The organism is Paenibacillus sp. J22P15 (genome assembly GCF_056269345.1).
In genome coordinates, this window is record NZ_JBWDNT010000001.1 from 604,573 (window position 1) to 627,227 (window position 22,655).

Annotated in this window: 20 protein-coding genes and 1 other annotated feature; of the genes, 1 reads left to right on the forward strand and 19 read right to left on the reverse strand. The window is 40.0% G+C overall.

The window, feature by feature from the left end; all coding sequences use genetic code 11:
• Positions 1–115: 115 nt before the first annotated feature.
• From AC0YN6_RS02830 to AC0YN6_RS02850, 5 genes are all read right to left on the reverse strand, one after another.
• Positions 116–1,825, reverse strand: a complete 1,710-nt coding sequence (locus AC0YN6_RS02830) for an ABC transporter ATP-binding protein (RefSeq protein WP_475744964.1) — start codon at positions 1,823–1,825, stop codon at positions 116–118.
• Positions 1,818–3,500: an ABC transporter ATP-binding protein gene (locus AC0YN6_RS02835; protein WP_475744965.1), complete on the reverse strand. Its 1,683-nt coding sequence runs from the start codon at positions 3,498–3,500 to the stop codon at positions 1,818–1,820. The genes AC0YN6_RS02830 and AC0YN6_RS02835 overlap by 8 nt, the downstream gene beginning before the upstream one ends.
• Positions 3,501–4,357: 857 nt before the next feature.
• Positions 4,358–5,158 carry a class I SAM-dependent methyltransferase gene (locus AC0YN6_RS02840; RefSeq protein WP_475744967.1) on the reverse strand — a complete coding sequence of 267 codons (801 nt, stop codon included), beginning with the start codon at positions 5,156–5,158 and terminating at the stop codon, positions 4,358–4,360.
• A gap of 218 nt (positions 5,159–5,376) precedes the next feature.
• Complete coding sequence (locus AC0YN6_RS02845) at positions 5,377–5,724, reverse strand: VOC family protein (RefSeq protein WP_475744969.1); 348 nt, start codon at positions 5,722–5,724, stop codon at positions 5,377–5,379.
• A gap of 146 nt (positions 5,725–5,870) precedes the next feature.
• Positions 5,871–6,809, reverse strand: coding sequence for an AraC family transcriptional regulator (locus AC0YN6_RS02850; protein ID WP_475744970.1), 939 nt, complete (start codon positions 6,807–6,809; stop codon positions 5,871–5,873).
• Positions 6,810–7,034: 225 nt separating this feature from the next.
• Between AC0YN6_RS02850 and AC0YN6_RS02855 the strand changes: the two genes are divergently transcribed.
• A complete protein-coding gene (locus tag AC0YN6_RS02855; RefSeq protein ID WP_475744971.1) occupies positions 7,035–7,886 on the forward strand; it encodes an aldo/keto reductase in 852 nt (283 codons plus the stop codon).
• Between the two features lie 8 nt (positions 7,887–7,894).
• Here the strand turns inward: AC0YN6_RS02855 and AC0YN6_RS02860 are convergent, their stop codons facing one another.
• The 14 genes from AC0YN6_RS02860 to AC0YN6_RS02925 form a co-directional block, all read right to left on the reverse strand.
• Positions 7,895–8,446, reverse strand: coding sequence for an HAD-IIIA family hydrolase (locus tag AC0YN6_RS02860; RefSeq protein ID WP_475744972.1), 552 nt, complete (start codon positions 8,444–8,446; stop codon positions 7,895–7,897).
• Positions 8,447–8,574: 128 nt separating this feature from the next.
• Positions 8,575–9,282, reverse strand: a complete 708-nt coding sequence (locus AC0YN6_RS02865) for a DNA alkylation repair protein (RefSeq protein ID WP_475744973.1) — start codon at positions 9,280–9,282, stop codon at positions 8,575–8,577.
• A gap of 93 nt (positions 9,283–9,375) precedes the next feature.
• Complete coding sequence (locus AC0YN6_RS02870; protein WP_475744974.1) at positions 9,376–9,918, reverse strand: GNAT family N-acetyltransferase; 543 nt, start codon at positions 9,916–9,918, stop codon at positions 9,376–9,378.
• 149 nt (positions 9,919–10,067) lie between these two features.
• Positions 10,068–10,508 carry a GNAT family N-acetyltransferase gene (locus AC0YN6_RS02875; protein WP_475744976.1) on the reverse strand — a complete coding sequence of 147 codons (441 nt, stop codon included), beginning with the start codon at positions 10,506–10,508 and terminating at the stop codon, positions 10,068–10,070.
• A gap of 148 nt (positions 10,509–10,656) precedes the next feature.
• The gene (asd, locus tag AC0YN6_RS02880) at positions 10,657–11,742 is read right to left on the reverse strand and encodes an aspartate-semialdehyde dehydrogenase (RefSeq protein WP_475744978.1); all 1,086 of its coding nucleotides are present in this window, start codon (positions 11,740–11,742) and stop codon (positions 10,657–10,659) included.
• A gap of 142 nt (positions 11,743–11,884) precedes the next feature.
• Positions 11,885–12,148, reverse strand: a binding site (T-box leader).
• A gap of 200 nt (positions 12,149–12,348) precedes the next feature.
• Complete coding sequence (locus tag AC0YN6_RS02885; RefSeq protein ID WP_475744979.1) at positions 12,349–13,137, reverse strand: TatD family hydrolase; 789 nt, start codon at positions 13,135–13,137, stop codon at positions 12,349–12,351.
• A gap of 201 nt (positions 13,138–13,338) precedes the next feature.
• A complete protein-coding gene (locus AC0YN6_RS02890) occupies positions 13,339–13,629 on the reverse strand; it encodes an arsenate reductase/protein-tyrosine-phosphatase family protein (protein ID WP_475744981.1) in 291 nt (96 codons plus the stop codon).
• Positions 13,630–13,655: 26 nt separating this feature from the next.
• Entirely contained in the window at positions 13,656–14,441 is a 786-nt protein-coding gene (locus AC0YN6_RS02895) for an ankyrin repeat domain-containing protein (protein ID WP_475744982.1), read from the reverse strand.
• Between the two features lie 167 nt (positions 14,442–14,608).
• Positions 14,609–15,790 (reverse strand): Ger(x)C family spore germination protein, encoded by a 1,182-nt coding sequence (locus tag AC0YN6_RS02900; protein ID WP_475744983.1) that lies wholly within the window; start codon positions 15,788–15,790, stop codon positions 14,609–14,611.
• Positions 15,791–15,795: 5 nt separating this feature from the next.
• Positions 15,796–17,277, reverse strand: a complete 1,482-nt coding sequence (locus AC0YN6_RS02905; RefSeq protein ID WP_475744985.1) for a spore germination protein — start codon at positions 17,275–17,277, stop codon at positions 15,796–15,798.
• Positions 17,270–18,355, reverse strand: a complete 1,086-nt coding sequence (locus AC0YN6_RS02910; protein ID WP_475744986.1) for a GerAB/ArcD/ProY family transporter — start codon at positions 18,353–18,355, stop codon at positions 17,270–17,272. The genes AC0YN6_RS02905 and AC0YN6_RS02910 overlap by 8 nt, the downstream gene beginning before the upstream one ends.
• A gap of 134 nt (positions 18,356–18,489) precedes the next feature.
• The gene (locus AC0YN6_RS02915) at positions 18,490–18,609 is read right to left on the reverse strand and encodes a stalk domain-containing protein (protein WP_475744988.1); all 120 of its coding nucleotides are present in this window, start codon (positions 18,607–18,609) and stop codon (positions 18,490–18,492) included.
• 802 nt (positions 18,610–19,411) lie between these two features.
• Positions 19,412–20,911 carry a malate:quinone oxidoreductase gene (locus AC0YN6_RS02920; protein ID WP_475744989.1) on the reverse strand — a complete coding sequence of 500 codons (1,500 nt, stop codon included), beginning with the start codon at positions 20,909–20,911 and terminating at the stop codon, positions 19,412–19,414.
• 453 nt (positions 20,912–21,364) lie between these two features.
• Positions 21,365–22,543 carry a chromate transporter gene (locus AC0YN6_RS02925; protein ID WP_475744991.1) on the reverse strand — a complete coding sequence of 393 codons (1,179 nt, stop codon included), beginning with the start codon at positions 22,541–22,543 and terminating at the stop codon, positions 21,365–21,367.
• Between the last annotated feature and the right edge of the window lie 112 nt (positions 22,544–22,655).

Below are 22,655 nucleotides of genomic sequence, written 5' to 3' on the forward strand. Positions count from 1 at the left end.
AATTATGTCGGTTTGAGGGGGTGATGTCGGGTGGAGAGAGTGTGAAAAGTAAGCAAAAGAAAAGACCGCCGTCGGCGGTCAGGGTTAATGAAACATCTTATCATAACGGACTATCTTAGTTTGAAGACGATAGTACCAGCTGTGGATATACTTTGCCTTGCGATAATAGCTTTTCGTGTTTACCCTGCTCTGAGACTTGTCCCTTATCCAGCACATAAATGACATCCGCATTAATTACTGTAGAGAGCCTATGCGCGACGACAATTGTCGTTTTCCCCTTGCGGATCTCATCCAGTTGCTGCTGTACTTGACGCTCAGTTTCCAAATCTAAAGCAGAAGTGGCTTCATCCAAAATGAGAATTTCGCTGTCCGCTAGTAATGCGCGGGCCAACGCGATCCGTTGCCGTTGACCGCCTGACAATTGAATTCCCCGCTCTCCAACCTGTGTATCGTAGCCTTCGGACAACGATTCAATAAAATCATGAATTTGCATTTTTCTGCAAATCTCTTTCATTCCATCTTCGGATACTTGACGCCCCATCAACAAATTTGTTCGAATTGTATCCGGAAATAAATAGGCTTCCTGAAAAACAATGATCACGCGCTCCATCCAATTGTCACGGCGAAAGAGCGATAATGGTACACCATTAACTGCAATATGACCAACATCCGGTTCATAGAAACGGATAAGCAGTTGGGCAATCGTAGACTTTCCCCCACCACTCGTTCCAACAAATGCAACTTTCTTTCCTATTGGTATGTCGATACCGATCCCCTGAAGGACAGGAATCCCATCCGCATCATATTGAAAACCGATGTTTTCAAACGATAGACTATGAATCGGATCAGATAATGACCTCGATCCTTCTGAATCCGTACCTCCGTCCATCACTTCCCGAACACGTTCCACAGCTGCCATACTGCCGGCAAGCCCCATAAAAAATTTATATACTTTTTCATAGGAATCCATCAGCTGGGAAGAAAACTGAAACAAAACGACAAACCACCCAATCGAAAGATTTCCCTCAATAACCATATAACCTCCATACCCTACTACTGCCAAACGGATACTCCAAAGCATAATCAGTGAAAACAAAGCCTGCTGATTCATGCATTTCACTTGTTTCATGATGTTGGAGAAATGGATGGACAACCTTTCCCGGAAACGGTTGATCTCCCAATCTTGACGGTGAAATGCGATCACTTCTCTGGAGGATGCTATCCCCTCTTCGATCGCTACGAGAATGTCAGAATTGCTGTCTGCAACCTCTTTACTTACTTTTTTCAGTTTAGGAGCGAAATATTTCCCTAGACCAATATAAATAATGCTGACTCCCATAACCACAAGCAAAAGCAGAGGACTTGCGATACCAATAATAATCGATAGAATAACGGCACCGCATATTTCCATAACACCGCTAGGAAGCTGGCTTCCAACTAATCCTGCGGACTGGATAATATCCTCTGTAAGATTTGTAACATACTTGCCTGTGCGTTCTTTCCGAAATAGGTTCACCGGCATCCGATGCAAATAATGGAGCATATCCTTAACTAGCAGCTGTTGAAGCTTAAACTCCGCCTTATTACGCACTAAAGCTGCATAAAGATGCAATACGTTATAAGCGACGGCGAGTCCGGCAAGCCCAGCCAACAAGGGAACGAGCAAATCAAAATTCTGTTTCACAAATAAGTCGTCAATGATAAACTTTTGGATTCCAATCACACCTAAATTGGATACCATTTCTAGAATAAATAATAGCGTAGTAAAGGCCATATATCCTTTGACTTTACTTGCATACTTCCAAATCCACATTCGATTACTCACAAGCCGACTGCTCCTCTCCTATAGCTAACCTGTAGAAAGCTCCTTGGCGATTAATGAGGTTATCATATGTACCTTCCTCTGCAATGCCACCATTTTCCACGACTATAATTCTATCGAAATCTTTTATTGTAGATAAGCGGTGAGCGATAGCAATGGTCGTTCTTCCTACTAGCAATTGATTCAGCGCATGTTGAACTTCCCATTCACTTAAGTTATCTAGGGCTGAAGTTGCTTCATCTAACAAAACGATCCGAGGGTTTTTGATGAACATACGAGCATTGGAAATACGCTGCCGTTGCCCGCCAGATAACCGCACGCCTCGCTCACCAACAAAAGTGTTATATCCTTGTGGGAATTGTTGAATAAAATCATGGGCATAGGCAGCCTTAGCAGCAGCTTCTACCTCTTCGTCCGTAGCATCTGGAAATCCGAATCGAATGTTTTCTTTAATGGATGTTCCAAACAAATAAGTCTCCTGAAAAACAAAACCCATAGCTTCGCGAACTTGATTGAGAGGCAATTGATTGAGCGGCACACCGTCTAAACGGATTTCTCCTTGTACCGGATCGTAGAAACGCCCGATCAACTTTAGTAGTGTCGATTTTCCATTACCGCTTGTACCGACAATAGCAACTTTTTCTCCAGATCGTATATCCAATGAAAAGTTGTTAATGAGAGTGGACTGGGCCTGATAATGAAATGAAACTTGTTGAAAACAAATCTCGCCCCGTATCACAGGAAGCTGAACAGTTCTTTCACTTTCCTGCACAGCTGGTTCCTTTTCCATGAAAGTAAATAGCTTTTCGACCTGATTCATTAATACCTTTTGCTCGGAGGTCATCGTCACAATGAAAGTAATGTCTTGGATCATTCGAAAATAAAAAAACATAAATGCGACCAATGCGCCTGTGCTTACCTCGCCCTGACTTAACAAATAGGCTCCGTAGGCAAATACAGCCACAGCGCCGAATTGTACGGAAACACGACGTACTAGTCCTCTCGTATAACTCATGAAGTGCAGACGGTTTATTTTCACATGCATTTCATTTTGCTTTGTTAGGCACTGATCCGTATCCCAATCCTTGCTACGATACACCCTTAATTCCAGCAACGCCGAGACCGTATCATAAATCTTTTTATGAAATGCCGTTCTCTTAATTTGAGTTTCCCGTCCTAACTGTGCAGCCCGCTTTTCAAAGTAAGGACCAATCAAGTAGTAAGATAGAAAACAGGGGATGACAACTAAAGTTAAGGTGAAATGAATCGAAACCATAAGTACTGTAGATACCAAGAAAGTAACTCCCGTTATCACCATCCCGGGAAAATAGCGATAATAAATTTGCTGCACTGCGGAAACTTCCGAATTGAACAAAGACAACGTTTCTCCAACCGGATTTTGTTCGTAGTAGGAAAATCCAAGCTTTCTTAGATGACTGAACAAAGTTAATTGCAAATCCCTCGCCGCTTTTTCTTGAACAATGCGTTGTAATCGGTTTCTAACTAAAGTGAAAATGACCATTAGGATGACTATTCCTGAGAGAATCCCAAGCATGCTCAGAAACTCTTTCAAAGTTCCGCTAGGGAGCAATGTATCGATAAAATATTGTATAAACTTAGGTATTGAAAGTTCTACGCCAACAATGGATAAGCTTAAGAAAATAAACCCTGAAATCATCCATCGATAAGGCTTTAAGAAGCGAATGATCCACAAGTAAGAGTGTATTGATGATCTTTGTTTTCGCTTATTTACGTCTCTGTTTATAGTATTTGCTGTAGTTTGGATCGTAAGTCCCCCCTAATTTTTAATCGTTTTGTTGTTCATTTATAATTGAATCCCCTTTTCAGGATCCTCTGAAGTATAAGTATTCTATATCATCCAGATAATCCCTACTTTTTGTTGTATTTTATCAAACATTGGCACATCATTTCTATTCACACAGGTTGCTCTGGAATCTCGAAATTTTCCATTTTATGCTTTTGAAGATGCGCCTTGTCGGAATTTTTCAACCGCATACCTATAGTCGTTAGGTCAGACTTGTATTTCTATACCGACTCAATTCTAATTTTCATGGGAGCCGGAGACATCAACAATATCAAGAACAATTATTTCAACAATAACATACACAAATGGCACCCAAGCGGGTGCCATTATCTTCTTAAAAATGTTTTTGTATAGACTATAATATATCTTGTAATTTCTCTATAACTTCAATAGCACATTGTTCTATATCCTTATTTGAGCAATCAAGAGTTTTATCACTATACTTAATGTATAGAGGAAGCCTTTCCTCGAAAACGTCCTTAAGACTATTTCCTTTTTTTATTACAATGCCTCTCGTTGTTATGTTTATTAGTCTCCTTTGAATTTCCCTTCATGTTGTTGTATAGCTATATCTGTATCCACGTTTTGCAAGCAACACACCTATAGTGCTTTTACCAGCTCCAGACATACCTATAAGAACTATATTCATATTCATCCTCACTTTTGAAATTAAACCATTTTTCATTTAATTAATTCGGACAAAATGCGCATTATCTGATCGGAGTTAACGGAGAATTAGCAGAAATTTTATCTGCCACAACTGTGAAGTATGCAGGTACATATGGATGTTGCGAATTTGGTTCCTCTTCGAGAACTCTTAAGTACATTCCTTCATTGGCTAGCGCGGATAAAATTTCCCCAAGTGTCCACCTTCTTAAGATTACCTTTGGTAAGTTCATACGTTCATCTTCTGGTAGAATCCCGTGATAAGCGATAGTATCTTCAACGAGTGTAGATTGGAAGTAGTTAGCTTCTGACTTAAAGGCTATGGTACTGTCTGTAACGTCTAACAATTTACTAGAAAAAGGGTGGAAATCTGTTAAAATAAAACGACCATTTGTTTTTAACATTCGCGTAACAACTGAAAAAATCAAGTGTAAATCTGAAAAGTAGTGCAAAATCCCGAATTCCATAAGGACTATATCAAAATCCCTTATGTCCTCCTCATTAGGAATGTTTAGGACATCTGCATTTATGTATTCCACTTTAACACCGGCTGCTTTTGAAACTTCTAAAGCGTACCGTCTGTTCTCCTTAGATATATCTACAATGGTTACTTCGGCACCAAGTATCGCTAAAGGTATTGCTTTCCTTCCAGTGGAGCCAAGAAGATTAATTATTCTTTGCCCTCTTGGCTCTCCTATGTACTGTAACCAGCGTCGAAGTGGATATTTAGGGTCTTTTTTTAATTTTTCTGCCTGTTCAGACGGAGTTCCAAAGTGAATTGTCCAAGCATCATACGCTTTGGTATTCCAAGCCAGTTTATTCGTTTCGGTTTGTTTTTCTTGCATTAATACACCTCCATTAACTTTGGAATATGTATGGAATCATTATCCACAGATGCACAATATTATCATAAATTCGATTAAACGAAAAGTAGTTATTTTGAACATTACTGCCTGTTAGTTTATTAAAATGAGCAGGCACCTCAGTGCCTGCTCATCTTAGTGTACTATTCAACTAAAGTGTTTCGTTAGCTCAATAGCAAATTAATTACAATCTCAACTTGTTATTTCTCCCAAAGCTCGATCAGTCGGCCTTCAGGATCTTCAATCCAAATAAACTTTCCAAATTCACTAATCTCTTCTTTCTTTGCAAGAGGTACACCAATATGTTCAAGATGCTTAATAGTCTCGTGTAGACTATGTACTTGGAAATTTAACATAACTTGTTGCTCTGTTGGAAAATAACTGTCATTCTCGGTAAAGAAAGAAAAGATAGTCTCATTTCCTAATTGGGGTTTTATCACAGTCCCATTCCAATTTTCTATTTCAATCTTCAACACTTCACTGTACCATTTTTTTATAACTTCAAGATTCTTAGTTCTCCAAAATATGCCTCCGAAACCTTTTATCATCGTATCTAACTCCTGTCAGTTTAGTATTGCTGCTTCTTAATTCCTGCCCATTTTTCTCCCACCATACTCCTTTTCGATTTTGTTCTAAATACATGACGATGGGAACAGGCAATATGTTTCCAAATTATAACTATACTAAACGCTGGCTATTCCAGTAAACTGCCCACTATATTCTTCTCTTTTTGCTCATATGTTTCCTTCAGTCGCTTTATATCCGCCTTAGGGGGTAGACCAAACATACGAGAATATTCACGACTGAACTGGGATGCACTTTCATAACCAACCCGATATGCAACTTCAGTGGAATCTGCTGACTTCATTAGCAATAGGTTCCGGGCTTCTTGCAACCGAAGCTGTTTTTGAAATTGAAGGGGGCTCATGGCAGTGATTTCTTTGAAGTGTCTGTGGAACGAAGAAATGCTCATACTAGCGACATCAGCAAGTTCTTCAATTTTTAATGGTTGATTATAATGTCGGATAATTTGATCGATTGCCCCCTTGATACGGTAGTTGTTGCTTCCTTCCATTGCAATTTGTGCAAGTGTAGCTCCATATTGCCCTTGAAGGAGTCTATAAATGATCTCTTTCTTATGGATAGGAGCAAGAAATGGAATATCTTGAGGAGCATCGAGCAATTGAACCAATCGGAGCACAGCATCCAAAATAGAAAATTCGATCTTAGCGACAAACATGGCTCGTGAAGCATTATCCTTTAAATTCACATGAGTTTTAGCGTCTTGTAAAACCTCTAAAATTTCATTTTGGCTAAAATCAAGTTTTAAGCTCAAATATGGAGCTTCAGGTGATGCCTTTATAACCTGCCCTATCACCGGAAGGTTCATGGATGTTATTAGGTAATTGGATGGTCCATACTCTAGACGTTCCTCAGCTAGATAGACTTCCTTTAACCCATGTGTCACAAAACAAAAGGAAGGACTAAATACTTTGTAGGCTGGCTCATCTACCTTGTCTGAACGAATAAGAAACAGAGAAGGAATCGTTGTCTGACATACACCCGATTGTTTGCAATGACGCTTAATCAGTTCTGTGAGGTTATCCTGTTGGGTCATTATTTCTTCAAACATAGGCCACTCCTTGATGCTGTAATTTGTTTTATTATACCCATTAGTTTGCTAATAAGGAATGGCAGTGAGAGGATTAGGCAATCATTTAAGACAAATTAGATATCAGATTTATTTTCAGGAATGCATAATAGAGTCATAAGCTTAAACAGTGCTTTTGTACAGCTCAAGATTATGAATAAGCTCAAAACGAGTTACGAATAATTTTAACAATCTGGAGGGTTTTTGATGCAAAAGGTAATTTTGAACAATGGTGTTGAGATGCCTATACTCGGCTTTGGTGTATTTCAGATTGCAGAACAAAATGAGTGTGAGCAAAGCGTTTATGATGCTATTACGGCAGGCTATCGGCTGATTGATACAGCTGCGTCTTATTTGAATGAAGAAGCAGTTGGCAGAGCGATTAAACGGAGTGGCGTAGCAAGAGAGGAATTATTTATCACTACGAAACTTTGGGTTCAGGATGCTGGTTATGAACGCACAATAAAAGCATTCGAAAAATCACTGGAAAGATTGCAATTGGATTATTTGGACTTGTATTTAATTCATCAGCCATTTGGCGATGTGCACGGCTCATGGCGTGCCATGGAGGAATTAAATCGTGAAGGTAAGATTAGGGCGATTGGCGTAAGCAATTTCCAATCGGATCGTCTGATTGATTTGATTATTCATAATGAAGTAGTTCCTGCCGTAAACCAAGTTGAAACGCACCCTTTCAACCAGCAAATCGAAAGTGAAAAGTTCATGAAAGAGTACAATGTGCAGATCCAATCCTGGGCCCCTTTTGCTGAAGGGAAAAATAATTTGTTCCAGAATGAGGTATTGGTATCCATAGCTGAAAAATATAATAAATCTGTTGCTCAGGTAGTTTTACGTTGGTTGACATTAAGAGAAGTCGTTGTGATTCCAAAGTCTGTTCACAAAGAAAGAATTATCGAGAACTTCGATATCTTTGATTTTGAATTAAGACAAGAGGATTTGGATTCGATTAGCACGTTAGATACAAAACAAAGCCTATTCTTTTCACATCGCGATCCTGAGATGGTGAAATGGATTGGTACCCGTAAACTTGATATTTAAACGAAGCATTATTCGAGTTCTTGATTTTTACGGATGTTGCCAACTACCCATTTGGCAGCATCTAAGAGGTCCATTGCAACAAAATCTGGTGATGCTTGTTCATACCACTTGTGACGGTATTTTTCCAAAGACTGCTTACCCCAGCCTGTCTCTACAAGAATTCTTTTGGCTCCTACTGTGGCTGCTGCAAGCATATCTGTAGAACCCACGTCACCAATTACAGCACATTGAGTAAGATCTAGTTCATACTCAGTTGCAGCTTTTTGAAGCATGCCAGGTCGTGGTTTATGACACTCACAGCCATCCTCAGGCTCGTGTGGACATATATATGCCGCATCGAATCCATAACTTTCAAATTCTTTTTGAAATTCTAATTCTGTCGCTAAGCCTTTAGTAATGTTGTGTTGATTTGTAAGGGCAAATATTTTAATTCCATGATCTTTTAATAACTTCAGTGCTGTTAATGAAGACGGGAATAGCTCAAAATCTCGAGGATGAATGAAGTGACCATTCCCACCTAAAGTTCCATCACGGTCAACAAAAACAGCTTTAATTATCAATAAAAGATCCCCCTTGTAATATATTGCATAAATTCAGTAATTCTCTATGTAATTGAAATTATCCTGCCAATCAGCTCATAAGAAGAAATAAGGCAACCGATCAAGTCGCCGGCTGCCTTTAGATGTAATTAACACCTTACATATTTGCGTTTGAAACCAATTTGGCCTTTATCTACTGCTTTTTGAATGTTCTCGGAAGCGAGTAAAAACTTGCTTTTAGCCTTGTCCCGATTAACTTCTACTGGTCCAACAACCTTTGCGGTATCGACCGCCTTATCATGAAGCGGCAAATAGGATACCGCGACTGTGTAAATAAAATTATTCATAGCATATTTTGTTCGTTCGGGAGAATCGTGAATCGTATTTTTCACAATTTCAAGCATATTGGAAAGTTTACTTCCGGAAAATTCAACGTCTGGTCGATTACCCAAAAGCCAGCAGTAACAACTCCAGCCCGCTGACATTTTCAGCTCTTCGCCGCTTGTGATCCATTTATCAGCAACTTCTTGAGCAATATCTGTTTCTGCTAAGGTTACTGCCACTACATAATCGGAAAGCATATAAAAATAAGCCAAATCTATCCAACGCATAAAATCATCTTCAGTCATTGCTTTTGGGTCTGCAATTACGCCAGCAAAGTACATGGCGTCGTAATTCCCGGTTAAATAAAGTTGCTCAGCTAGAGGTTGGTTTTTTTTGATTTTCTTGGCAATGGGCTTCATTTGACCTGTAGCCACACCAAAAAGTGGTTCGTGTGCACCATTGGACATGTATATTTTCTTGGTTCGTTCCTTGCTGAGAGCTTCAAGCTCCTGCATAACCATTTCGAAATTCAAGTTTAACACTTCCTTATTATAAAGAATTTCATCAATTTTATCATAATCACATACCGACCAGCTATAGTGTAGTGGTTGTATTAATCTTAACTTTTACACTTCAGCACCGCTGTCATCGAAACGATTCCGTTTTAAATAATAATATATTAAATGGTCTCTTAGTTCCTCTGCTCTTTCAAATCCTAATTTATTCAATAATTTAATGGATTTTTCATTTTCAGGTTCCACAGTTGCATCAATCATAGTTAATCCCATTTTAGTAAATCCAAAATTGATGACTTCTTTTAAGGCTTCACTCATCAGTCCCTTGCCCCAGTATGGTTTAGCCAGATCAAACCCGATCTCTGCGATAAAATCATCATTCGTTCTTCTTAAACAATGGAATCCGCATGTTCCGCTGAAATCATCATTCATTTTGTCATACAAGCCCCATCTACAGCCCGAATCCTCTATATGAAATCTAATAATTTCTTCTGCTTCCTGTATATCTATACATGGTTCAATATCCATAAACCGTGTAATAAACTCATCTGAGAAATGTTTGAGCACTAATCCGGCGTCTTGTAAAGTCAGAATCCTCAGATTCAGTCTTTCAGTTATTAATGAAGGAAACTCAATTTTTTGATTATTCGACACGGTCCCAAACCTCTCATATTCGTAACTTTGATAATGGTCCTTACTCTATTCACCAATGTTTTTCCATGGCTTCTTCACTTCGAAAAAAGCCATTTCTTGAATAAAACTGAACACTTTCGTTACTTGGCCATAGGACAAGTAATCATCCATTAATCTTTTATTTTTTTTGCAAGAAAGACAATTCTATTGACTTCGGAAAAACCATTTTTCTTGTAGAACGTTTCTGCTGGAACATTTCTATCTGTTAGTAATGTTATAGTTTTTATATCTTTTACTATTAATTCTCTTTCTAGACTTTGAAACATTTTCGAACCAATACCTTGACCTTGAAACTTAGGGTGAACACACATTTCATTTACATAGAACTCATCATTCTCCCACCATTTCTTATGGTATCCACAAATAAAACCAATAATTTCCTCTTCCTCAACCGCTACTATACCCATAAACCCTGGCGTATTTATATAATCCAATAAATATTCTTTTGCTTTATGATCCAACCATTGATCATTCCAAGGTTCTCCATTAAAAACTTCGAGAAATAAGGTTGTACATTTATCTAGATCTTCAATTTCAAATAGTCTAATCACTTAATGACACCCCATCGTATATATATTATCGTTGCATATCATTATATCAACGGAAGTATGTATTAGGAAATAATATACAAAAAAAGCAAGCCCCTGAAATCAGTGGACTTGCTTTTTAGTACTGTTATTCTAATGATAATAAATAGATTTACTTTGCCTGAATATACCCTTCCGCTTTAAGCAGTTCGGCGATCAAAACAGCACCGCCTGCTGCTCCACGTAATGTATTATGTGATAGTCCTACAAATTTATAATCAAATAATGAATCAGCACGCAATCTGCCCGCCGAAACTCCCATTCCGCGTTCAATATCACGATCAAGTCCCGTCTGTGGTCTATTCTCTTCTTCAAAATAAGTTATAAACTGCTTAGGTGCGCTTGGAAGGTCAAGCTCCTGCGGACGTCCTTTGAATTTCAGCCAGCGATCGAGAATTTCTTCTTTCGATGGTTTTTTCTCGAATGATACAAATACAGTAGCCAAATGTCCATCCAATACAGGAACGCGAATACACTGGGTTGTAATTAATGGCGCACTTGCTTTAATAATTTCATTATTTGCAATACTGCCCCAAATGCGAAGTGGCTCCTGCTCACTTTTCTCTTCTTCACCACCGATATACGGAATTACATTATCTAACATTTCCGGCCAATCGGTAAAGTTTTTGCCAGCACCAGATATCGCCTGATATGTCGATGCCACAACTTTTGTTGGGTTAAAATCTAGCAGTGCATGAAGTGCCGGCACATAGCTCTGAATGGAACAGTTAGGCTTAACCGCAATAAAACCAGTAGATGTTCCAAGGCGCTTTCTTTGTGCAGCAATGACTTCAAGATGCCCAGGGTTAATCTCCGGAATGACCATAGGTACATCAGATGTCCAGCGATGAGCTGAATTATTGGAAACAACAGGCGTACCCGTTTTTGCGTATGCCTCTTCCAACGCTTGAATTTCATTTTTTTTCATATCCACTGCACAAAAAATAAAATCGACCTCTGAAGCAACTTCCTCCACCTTCGAAGCATCCTGAACGACAATGTTTTTCACATCTTCAGGAATGGGGCCCGACAGCTTCCATCTGTTTTGTACAGATTCTTCATATGTTTTACCTGCGGAACTGGCACTAGCCGCAATTACGGTTACTTCAAACCAGGGATGCTGATCCAGCAACTGAACAAATCGCTGTCCCACCATACCCGTTCCTCCAACAATACCAACCTTTAATTTTTGTGTCATTCTATATTCAATTCCTTTCAACTTGGATGATCTTACTTAAATAACTATTCAAACAGTTTGATTTGATTAACTTTATTTTGAATGTAAGCTGCTTTTTCTTGGCCCCAATAAAAAAAATCCCACCCCCAAGACTTTGGTCAGTCTTAGGGACGAGATTGATATACCCGTGGTACCACCCTAGATTCGCTAATATGTCGCCATATCAGCCTCTTCAAGTACGGCATCATCATGCAATGCTTATACTCTAGCTCTGTAACAGGAGCTCCTGGCACACCATCCCATGTATCTTGTGTTCCGATGTGCTGCTCAGAGTCTTTTTTCAACAAAAGAACGTTTACTCCTTTTCAGCTAACGGAGCTCTCTGTGAAACCATTCATTTATTTACTCATCTCTTCAACGCAATTGAATATTGAAATTATAATATCAAATAACGCTGGTGAGGTAAACAATAATTTTTAAATCCCGAAAAAAATAATCATTTCAAGCAACTTTTCTGGTTTAGACATATAACAATATCTGTCATTTATTAATGTAATCAACTTGTTAATATTTCTACTCTTCTTCTAAAATGAGCTTCTGTGTTTAGGTACAATCATGTTTCTTCGATCAAATTCCGAAAAATCTCACAGCAGTTGCCGTCGTAGCCTTTGCAACCTCTTCCTCTGGTTTCCCTAAACATCGGGCTACCGTTTGAAGAATGTGAGGCAAAAATGAAGGCTCATTCCGTCCATCAGCCGGTTTTTCCTTCAAATCCCTCGGAGTCAGAAATGGCGCATCCGTCTCAATCATAAGCAGGTCCAGCGGAATCATTCGGACAAGCTCCCTCAGATGTTTGCCTCTGCGTTCATCGCAGATCCAGCCAGTAATACCGATGTGGAACCCCATTTCAAGATATACCTTAAGCTCAGCTGACGTCCCAGTAAAACAGTGTACAACAGCTTTTTTGACCTCATGCTCCTTAAGAATCGCTGAAAAATCTGCAAATGCCTCCCGTTCATGTAGAAACAGCGGCATTTTCAACTCAAGCGCTAAACGGATTTGTTCGATGAACCATTTACGTTGTACGTCCCGTGGTGAGAAATCTCGGTTATAATCCAGACCACATTCCCCTATGGCCACCACTTGCGGACTGGCTGCTAATTCTTTTAATTTGGACATCGTCACTTCGTTGCAGTTCTTAGCATCATGGGGATGAACGCCCGCGGTACTGTAGAGTTTTCCCGAATAACGGCGAGCATAGCGAGCTGCTTCTAAACTGTTTTTTAGACTCGTTCCTGTAAGGATAAGGGAAGTAACGTTGTTTGCGACTGCCCTCTCGACAACCTGCTCACGATCCTGCTGGAACGAACGATGCATTAAATTAACACCGATATCTATGATTCGACTATTTATCATTTTGGATCTCCTTTACTTGTGAATTCCATATAGAGCTTCTCTTAATTGCATTATAACTAATCTGAAACCCCAGGGGCTGGGAAAGATTGATTAAAATTAAACACTCCTGTTTAAAGCGAAAAAAAGACAAAAAGACACCCTGTAGGGTGTCTAGAGATGGAACTTAATATAAGAAGTTGAATCTTTTTATTGAGTGGCTCTTTATTCCAGATTTCTTATGATTTGGGGCATTGCTTCATAAAAGAAATGAACCAATTTGTTCATTTGTTCCACAAAATCATCACTACCCGGTGCGCCTATATTAACTGCTGTTTTTTGACCGTTATATACTTCATTGAATAATGGGATTTCACTAATATCACTATTGGCTCTTATCCCAGAGGAAGCAACCTTTATTGCTGTATTATGATTTCTACGGAGAAAATCCTTCATACAAAATTCGGCTATTACGCTACGAGTGAAATTATCGGTACATACAAACATAATATTCATGCTGCAGCCCCCGCGACTATGTTTTTTTACACTTCACTGGCGAATTTGGCACCTAGGCTACGCAGCCACCGAACCATATCAACTGCGGAGCTGCGTTGCGCTGCGTCCAGTGGGGTCAATCCGTCCCAAACTGAAATCCAGTTCAGATTTGCACCTCGGTCGAGAAGGTACTCTGCAGAGTGCCGCTGTCCACCGTGGCACGCGCACCAGAAGGCGACTGTGATTTTGTCCAGAGGAGCGGAGAATCCTGCTCCCCAAGGGTATCGCTCTGAAAGTACGGCACCTGCGAAGTATCGCTCAATTGCATCCATATGTCCTAGCGCAGCCGCATGCCATAGTGCGAACTGAGCTCCTCTTTCAACCAATCTATGCGCTGCCCGCCATTGTGCGAACGCCACTGCGTCGTCTAGCGGTGTTCCGCCGGCGATCACTGCACCTGGCGCTTCGATGTCGGCACCAGCATCTAGAAGCGCGTCAAGCACATCTATGTCATCGCAGCTGGACGCCCAATGCAGCGGTGTCTCGGTATGCGTTCCAGTGAACTGAGCATTTACCTCCGCACCGAACTTGACTAACGTATTCACAGTAGCTGCACCGTTAGGAAAGTGACCGGGCCAGTCGGTTACCACATGAAGCAGAGTTCGAGACATTCCGGAACTTTGGCCTTCGTTATTATTGTCACTTCCGATAATTCTTGCCTTAGCCAAGCCTGAATTTTCTTCAAGCATTCGCTTCAATAATGGGATATTGCCAGTGTGAATGGCATTAACAACGGTTACTGCCAGCGTCTCGTTATCATAAATAAAGTCCATGAACAGAGCTCCTCTCATACATATGATCAAGTCCGTTGCAATAATAATTCGTTGTGCTTCTTAAGTCTCCTGCCGGTTAGCTAAATGCGCAGCAATACATTGATAATAAACCAAAAAAAGCCGCAGCTATGCGACTTTTCAGGAATACAATTCAATGGAGTGAGTGACTATTTATTATTTTGTTCCTCATCTCTGCGTATAGTTGAATTTTTCTCAGAGCTCGAATGTTCAATATTTAAGTCAATATGAATATCTTTGATCTCGATATTGTTTAACAAGTTCTGCTCTACGGGAGAGGCTTTCTTCCATCTCTCGTAATGATAACGAAATAAATTATGTTCGAAATTATAGACATCCGTCTCTCTTTTCAGTCCTGCTTGAAATGTGTCCCGAATTTCTTGTTCAATAACATCAGCCGAATTCTGAGTTAATTGTTTCAGATTGGTTAATTGATTATTGATTCGATTTACCATATAGGCGTTCGCTTTCATATCCAAATTGTAATGGAGATTCCCCCCTGTTTTGACCAATTTTAACTTGGTTTTTGGTTTATTGATGACGATTTGAACAGCGGGCTCTTTCGCATTCGGAACGGGAATGCCAGCTCGTATCGCTCCCTTTTGAATCCAACGCAGCCCGTTCAACTCTTTTATTGGAATAAAGCTTTTAAATACATCATTTTTAATGAATATTGCCCCATTTACAGTCAATTTAGGTTCGGGTTTATTTTTTTCAGACCAACTTTTTTTGTTTATAGTGAGTGATGGAATGCAAGAAGTAAACCCTGGTTCATTTATCTGTCCAATTAATCTGTGGAGTCTGATCGGATGAATGATTGATGTCTGAGAGTACGTCCCTTGCGGTTCATGTAGGATGGTACTCAGTGGAGACTGTCCAAAAAAGCCGCCTGTGGAGAGAATTTCCTTAACTGATCCTCTCGTACTATATACCCAAGGTGTCAGACGAAATTCATAATATCTAATGACACTATCATAAACATCTCCTATTCCTTTTTTTAACGTCGATTCGCTAATCACAATAGAGGTCACATGACCCCAATAAATTCTTTCTTGCGCCGTTTGATAAAGCTCAAATAGTGACTCTTCAAAAGTATCCCCTATGCCCTCACCTACCCAAGTCTTTGAAGGTTCTTTATGACCGTCGCTCGTTTTAGCAACAGACTGAAAATCAAGAAATTGAATATAACCATGATACTTACCATCCTTATAATCGACTCCTATTGCAGAAGCATAGCTTAACTTTTCGATTTCTTTAACGTCTGTAGAACAGCCTGATGCAAGTAATAATCCAACCGTTACAATTAGGATGCATCGAATGCTGTATATCACCTCTTTCACCTCTTTCGTTTATTTAACATGGACGACGAGAAACGTGTTCTACGAAATGGATCTAGGACGAACGCTGACAGCCACTCTTTAAATCGCAAAGAAGAAATCGGTTCAAGATACGAAAGTCCGAAGGATTCGAGTCGGCAGAGATAGATCATAATTAAGAACATGCTTAGGAAGAAGCCGTATATGCCAAGGTACGAGGATATCAGCAAAATGAAAATTCTGACTAGGCTGACAGTACCAGACAACGATTGATTAACTAAGCAAAAAGTTGCTACGGTTGATAGAGCTACGATAACGAGTATTGTCGGAGATGCAAGGCCGGCTCGGATGAGCGAGTCTCCGATAATCAACCCGCCAACGATTCCAATCGTCTGTCCGACAGCTTTCGGTAACCGAACACCTGCTTCCCGCAGTAATTCGAATTGAAATATGAGAAGGAACGCTTCAAGAAAAGAAGTGAGCGGGACCCCCTCTCGAGAAATGACTACTGTTGTCATCAGAAAAAATGGAATCTGATCAATATTTACTGATGCAATGGCTATCCAGAAACCCGGTAAAAAAATACCTATTACCAGACCGATAATCCGAAGAATCCGTTGAAATATGACAAAATGAAAAGGGAAATGGACATCTTCAGGTGACTTTACTAATTCAAGAAAATTGCAAGGTCCTATTAGAGCCATGGGCGATCCATCTACAATGATTGCGAATCTTCCTCGCATCAACGTTTCAATGATAAAATCGGGCCGGCCGATATAATCAATCAATGGGAACAACGAGAAAGTTCGATCTGACAACCACTGCTCTAGCTGTCCGCTGCTTACAATGCTTTCTGTTTGAAAAGTTTCTAAACGCTTACGTACTTCGGAGATTACCTTCGGGTTCGCTTTATGGTCCAAATAAAGCAAGGCTATTTGCGTCTTGCTTAAGCTCCCAATGACGAATTGCTCGCTAAATAATAATCCCGTTTGCATTCGCTTCCGTATAAGAGATATATTTGTAAATAAATCTTCAGTAAAAGCATCTTTTGGACCCTTTATTGAAATTTCAGTATTGGACTCCTGTAATGACCGCTGGGGAACTTTGGAAACTTCAACTGCCCAGAAGTTCGAAGCTCCTTCTCGATAAATGATCAATTTACCCGTAAATAAGCTAGTAATCATTTCTCCGAACGTACGATTAATTTCGAACAACGGCATTTCTTCTGAATATTGCGGTACTACATTATCCAGATTGTTAGTTAGACGGTTTATATAGTGAATAGACCTAGTAAAGTAGGTATTCATTTCGGTCTTCTCAATCATGCCCTCGCAATAAAAGGCTGTCATGTGATCGGAGACCTCCATTTGTGGAAGTGTCGGAAACTGGACATCGGAATGCTTTGCAAATGCGGCTTTCAGTTGTTCTTTTAACAAGCTTCCATCGCGTAACCATGCGTCCTCTTCTACAAATAACTTCGATTCTTCAGATGACTTATTCATTTCTTGCTCCTTTCCATTGGGGTACAAATGTAATCAGAAATAGAAGCGTGGTTAGTGTAACTCCGAACCAGAGTGAATAGGTATAAAAGTAGTCATGAATCCACTTCTGCATCACGATATCACTTATCCTTAGTAGCGAAGGCAGGGATAGAAGAGCCGAAATGATGAGCATTACCGTCTGGCGAATTTTTGGTGTGCTGACACCGGCAAGTTCACACATGAGATGAACGATAAGTGATGTTCTTATAACGCTGCCCGCCATTAATTGAAATGCGGCAAAAAAATCCACATGAGAAATACTAGTTCCGATCATCACCAGCCTCCATTGTTCAAAAGCGGGAAATCGTAAATTTTCAGCTTGAAAGGGACCAAACGAAGCTATGGCACCAATAGTTGGACCCATAATTAGCCCTACCAACAAAGACAATAAAATAAAGATGGTTCCGTAATTCAAAGGTTTTTTCAGCTTGTGCTGGATCAAAAGCAAAATCAGCAAATCCATGCTTCCCCCAAAGACCACCACACTGCCCATAAGTTCAGAAGCAACCCCTTCCTTCAATAGAGGGTAGAGCATGCTATAATCTTTGACACTCTTGGTCATCAAAGAAACTCCGATTCCCAACATCCATACGACGGGTAATAACATTGTAGACATATAAACTAATGTCTTAATTGACCCTTTAGCCGCTATATACGATAAACCTATAAAACTTAGAGTAATGACAAGATCATGTGTATCGGGAAGAAAGTAGATTTTCACATTCTTTGTCGTATCGAAGACGATCATGATTCCTGCGACCAATAAATAAAGAAATATGCTTCCACTTATGAACCATAATCCGAATTTCCCAATACGTTTTTTAAGCCAAACAGAAAAAGGTGCCGTATTCATTGACTTCAAAACGAGATAAAGAATCACACTCCAACCAATTAACGCTAAGTAAGCGATCAAAATACTGAACCAAGCATCGCGTTCCGCTGTTTGGAGAAGATGTGGGATAATCAATACATGATTGGAAATTCCAAGCGATAGAAGCATCAAAAAAATGATTTGTATTCTAGATATCGATGCCTCCATGATTGTCCTCTCCTCATCTGTATCTTAGAGTATTTTTACATATGGTATACTTTCCCTTAGGCTATCCGTTTATTCATCTAGATAATGTATTAAGTCAGATACTCTACCCGAACTTTAATAAAAAAAGCACCATGTCATTGGCGGTTGCTATCGATATATAATTGATTCATAGTACTAGAATGATCCCATTTGATTTTTGCCCCAAGAGCTTCTCCAATAAATTGGAATGGCACCATTGTCCGTCCAAAATTCAATACGGAGTCCGCAAAAAAAAGAGGATGTCCCTACAGCAGAGGTAACTGATAATCCAGCGCTTTAGAGGCACATTGGTGGAATGGCCAGCATGATAGATCTAATTTCTAGATCTATTAGTGTAGAATTGGTCGTTTTCAGGGAAATAGGTCTAGTTTCTAGACCTATTACTGATAATGCGGCGCTTTAGAGGCATTGTGGTGGAATGGCCGGCATGATAGATCTAATTTCTAGATCTATTAGTGTAGAATTGGTCGTTTTCAGGGAAATAGGTCTAGTTTCTAGATTTATTACTGATAATCCGGTCTTTTAGAGGCGCATTGGCGGAATGAGTAGCATGATGGGGCAGTCCCAAAAGTCATCAAAGATGACGATGGGATAGCTCCTTTCTATTCAGAACAAATGTGGTTCCCAAATTCACTACGCAGTCGAATGTTCTTCCGATCGCTGTTGTTCGCGGATTCCTGGAATGAATTAGACGAGGAAGGAATCCGCGAACAAAGGCGACCGCTGGCGCTTCTCCAGAATCATTCGACCTGCTCCGTTTGGTTAAACCTTGAAAATTTTAAAAGCAAAAGAAACCTGTCCTTGTTAGAATGGAAGTACCACCAACCATTACTAAATAAAGAGAGGCTTCATATGTTCATCGAATATACCTGCTGAAGAAATTAGCGATCGATAAAAATCCAAAAACGGCCTTGCGGGCTTAGACCTGCAGGGCCGTTTTCGTGATCGTTCAAGGCGACTCAATCGTAATTAACTTAATAAGTTTACCACTTTTGAGACGGCCCCTTCTATATTTAACTAATTACAGACTAGCTCTTTTTCACTTAGACCTAGTGTTTTAGCTGTTGAAGAATGAATTTCGTTAAGAAGCTTTGGATTATCTAAAAGCGACTTTCCATAGGAAGGAATCATTTCTTTAATTTTCGGTTCCCACTCTTTCACATGTTGCGGGAAGCATTTTTTAATGACTTCAATCATAACGTGAACAGCAGTAGAAGCCCCTGGAGAAGCACCTAGCAATGCTGCAATCGAGCCATCAGCTGCACTAATAACTTCCGTACCAAATTGAAGTGTACCTTTGCCGCCAGCTTCAGTATCTTTGATAACCTGTACTCGTTGACCGGCCACAACCAAATGCCAATCCTCGATTTTTGCGCTCGGGATAAACTCTCGTAACTCTTCCATACGTTTTTCTTTCGATAACAGTACTTGTTCGATTAGATACTTTGTTAATGACATATTTTTTGCGCCTGCGGACAACATAGTTATGAGATTATCCGGTTTTACAGATGTTATCAAATCAAACATGGAACCTGTTTTTAGAAACTTTGGTGAGAAGCCGGCAAATGGTCCAAATAGCAACGATTTTTTATTGTCGATAAATCTTGTATCAAGATGCGGTACTGACATTGGAGGAGCTCCAACCTTAGCCTTGCCATATACTTTTGCATGATGCTGTGCGACTACATCCGGATTGTTGCACACCATAAATATTCCGCTTACTGGGAATCCGCCAATATGCTTTCCTTCAGGAATACCGGATTTTTGCAATAAATGCAGGCTTCCACCGCCGCCTCCGATAAAGACGAATTTTGCATGATGGCGTTCCACGTTGCCGCTGTCGTTTTTAATTTTCAATTCCCACGAGCCGTCACTATTACGTTTCATATTATCAACGCTATGTTTGTATTTGATATCGACTTTTTTACTCTTTAAGTGGTCAAACAAAATACGCGTTAAAGCACCAAAGTTGACATCAGTTCCAGTGTCAATTTTGGTTGCCGCAATCGCTTCATTTGCTGGACGATCTTTTAATATAAGTGGAATCCACTCCATCAGTTTTGCAGGGTCATCAGAAAATTCCATCCCTTTAAACAGGGGATTGCTTGACATGGCTTCATAACGTTTCTTCAAAAACGCTACGTTTTTTTCCCCTTGCACCATACTCATATGAGGCAATGGCATAATAAAGTCCTGCGGATTACGTATCAGCTTGCTGTTAACAAGATAAGACCAGAACTGCATGGATAGCTGAAACTGTTCATTAATTTTGATAGCTTTGCTAATATCTATAGATCCGTCTGGTTTCTCGTCAGTGTAGTTAAGCTCGCACAATGCAGCATGTCCTGTTCCTGCATTATTCCATTCGTTAGAGCTCTCTTCTCCTGCACTTTCGAGCTTCTCAAACACCTTAATATTCCATTGGGGTACTAATTCCTTTAAAAATGTTCCTAAAGTCGCACTCATGATTCCGGCACCAATTAAGATGACGTCTGTTTTATTTTCTCGGTTGCTCATTTTTCCCATCCTTATACCCTGAAATTTGCAGAAGGAATGAAGGCGCTCCTGATTGGAGCGACCTAGTCACAGACCTTTTCTGTTTAAATTAGAACGATTCCATAGTGTATTGCAATTTTTTTGTCGAATAAAACGTCTACTATTATCTGATAATTATAAGCTATTTAAAAGCTGGTGAAAAGTGAGAAGTTCGTTAACAAGTTCCCGTTAATTGTGAGCCTAGCGTATTCGCTTTATTAACGTCTATTTTGCCTATTTATTTTATTTTTTCTTTCAACATATAATCATACACCTTCTTAATGCATTCTTCCAGTGTATATGCAGATTCTCCTTGAATTGAAGGTGATTAGGAAAGTAGATTTCTTCATTTCTTTGTTGCACCTACCAAATAAAAAAACAATTTCCGGTTTCGTATCCAGGAAATTGTTTTATATGCCTAACTCTTAGTAACAGTCATATGCAGCCAAGCAAGATGCCGCCAACAGCTCCAGATATGACGATGATCCAAGGCGGGAGCTTCCAATAAGTAAGCATGATAAATAATATGACGGCTAATACAAAATCTCTCGTTTCCAAGATCGCAGACGTCCATAGTGGATCATACAGTGCAGCAAGCAATAAACCGACTACTGCTGCGTTGATCCCATTCAATGCACCTTGAATCTTAGGGTTGTTTCTAATAGCATTCCAGAATGGGAGTACTCCGGCAACGAGAAGAAATGCTGGTAAAAATATTGCAATGGTTGCAACGATTGCTCCAGTAATGCCGCCAGCCAAAGTTCCGAGATAACTAGAAAATGTAAACAGTGGACCAGGTACTGCCTGTGCAGCGCCATAACCTGCCAGAAAATCCGACTCGCTTACCCATCCAGCAGTTAACACCTCGCGTTCTAGAAGCGGCAATACAACATGGCCCCCGCCAAATACCAATGAACCTGTACGGTAAAAGCTGTCGAACATGGCCAACCACTTGATATCAGACCATTGACTTAGAATCGGCAGCACAATAAGTAGTACGAAAAATAAAGCGAGGCAGACAATAGCAAGGGGCCGGCTTATCGTAATATGTAAAGCTGGCTTCCTCTCTTCTGCAGTCTTACGATATATCCATAACCCAATTAGTCCAGCTGCTACAATGATAAGTACTTGACTATATGCGGTTTGCCATAATAAAGAAACGACTGCAGCAATTACCGCTATCGTAACTCTTTCGCGATCAGGCGTTAGTTTTTGCCCCATACCCTGAATGGCATGAGCAACGATGGCTACAGCTACGATTTTCATTCCTTGAATCCAGCCTGTACTTCCTATGTCATTGCCCTGAACCATCAAAGCAAAGGCTATTAACGCGATGATTGATGGTAGCGTGAAGCCTAACCAAGCAACAAGTCCACCTAACAATCCTGCTCTAACAATTCCTACGCCAATCCCAACTTGACTACTTGCTGGTCCAGGTAGAAATTGACAAAGCGCAACAAGGTCTGCATAGCTTCGTTCATCCATCCATTTACGGCGACGTATATACTCATTATGAAAATAACCCAAATGTGCAATAGGCCCTCCAAATGAGGTGAGTCCCAGTTTCGTAGATACACGAAATAATTCTAGTAGGTTGGTGATCTTCGCTTTCATATGGATTACTTGCTCCTTAAATCTTATGTGATGTAACTGATTTCATTGTAAGCTCATCCTTATTGTCGTTACAACACATTAACAAACTCTTAATAATTTACGATTTCATATA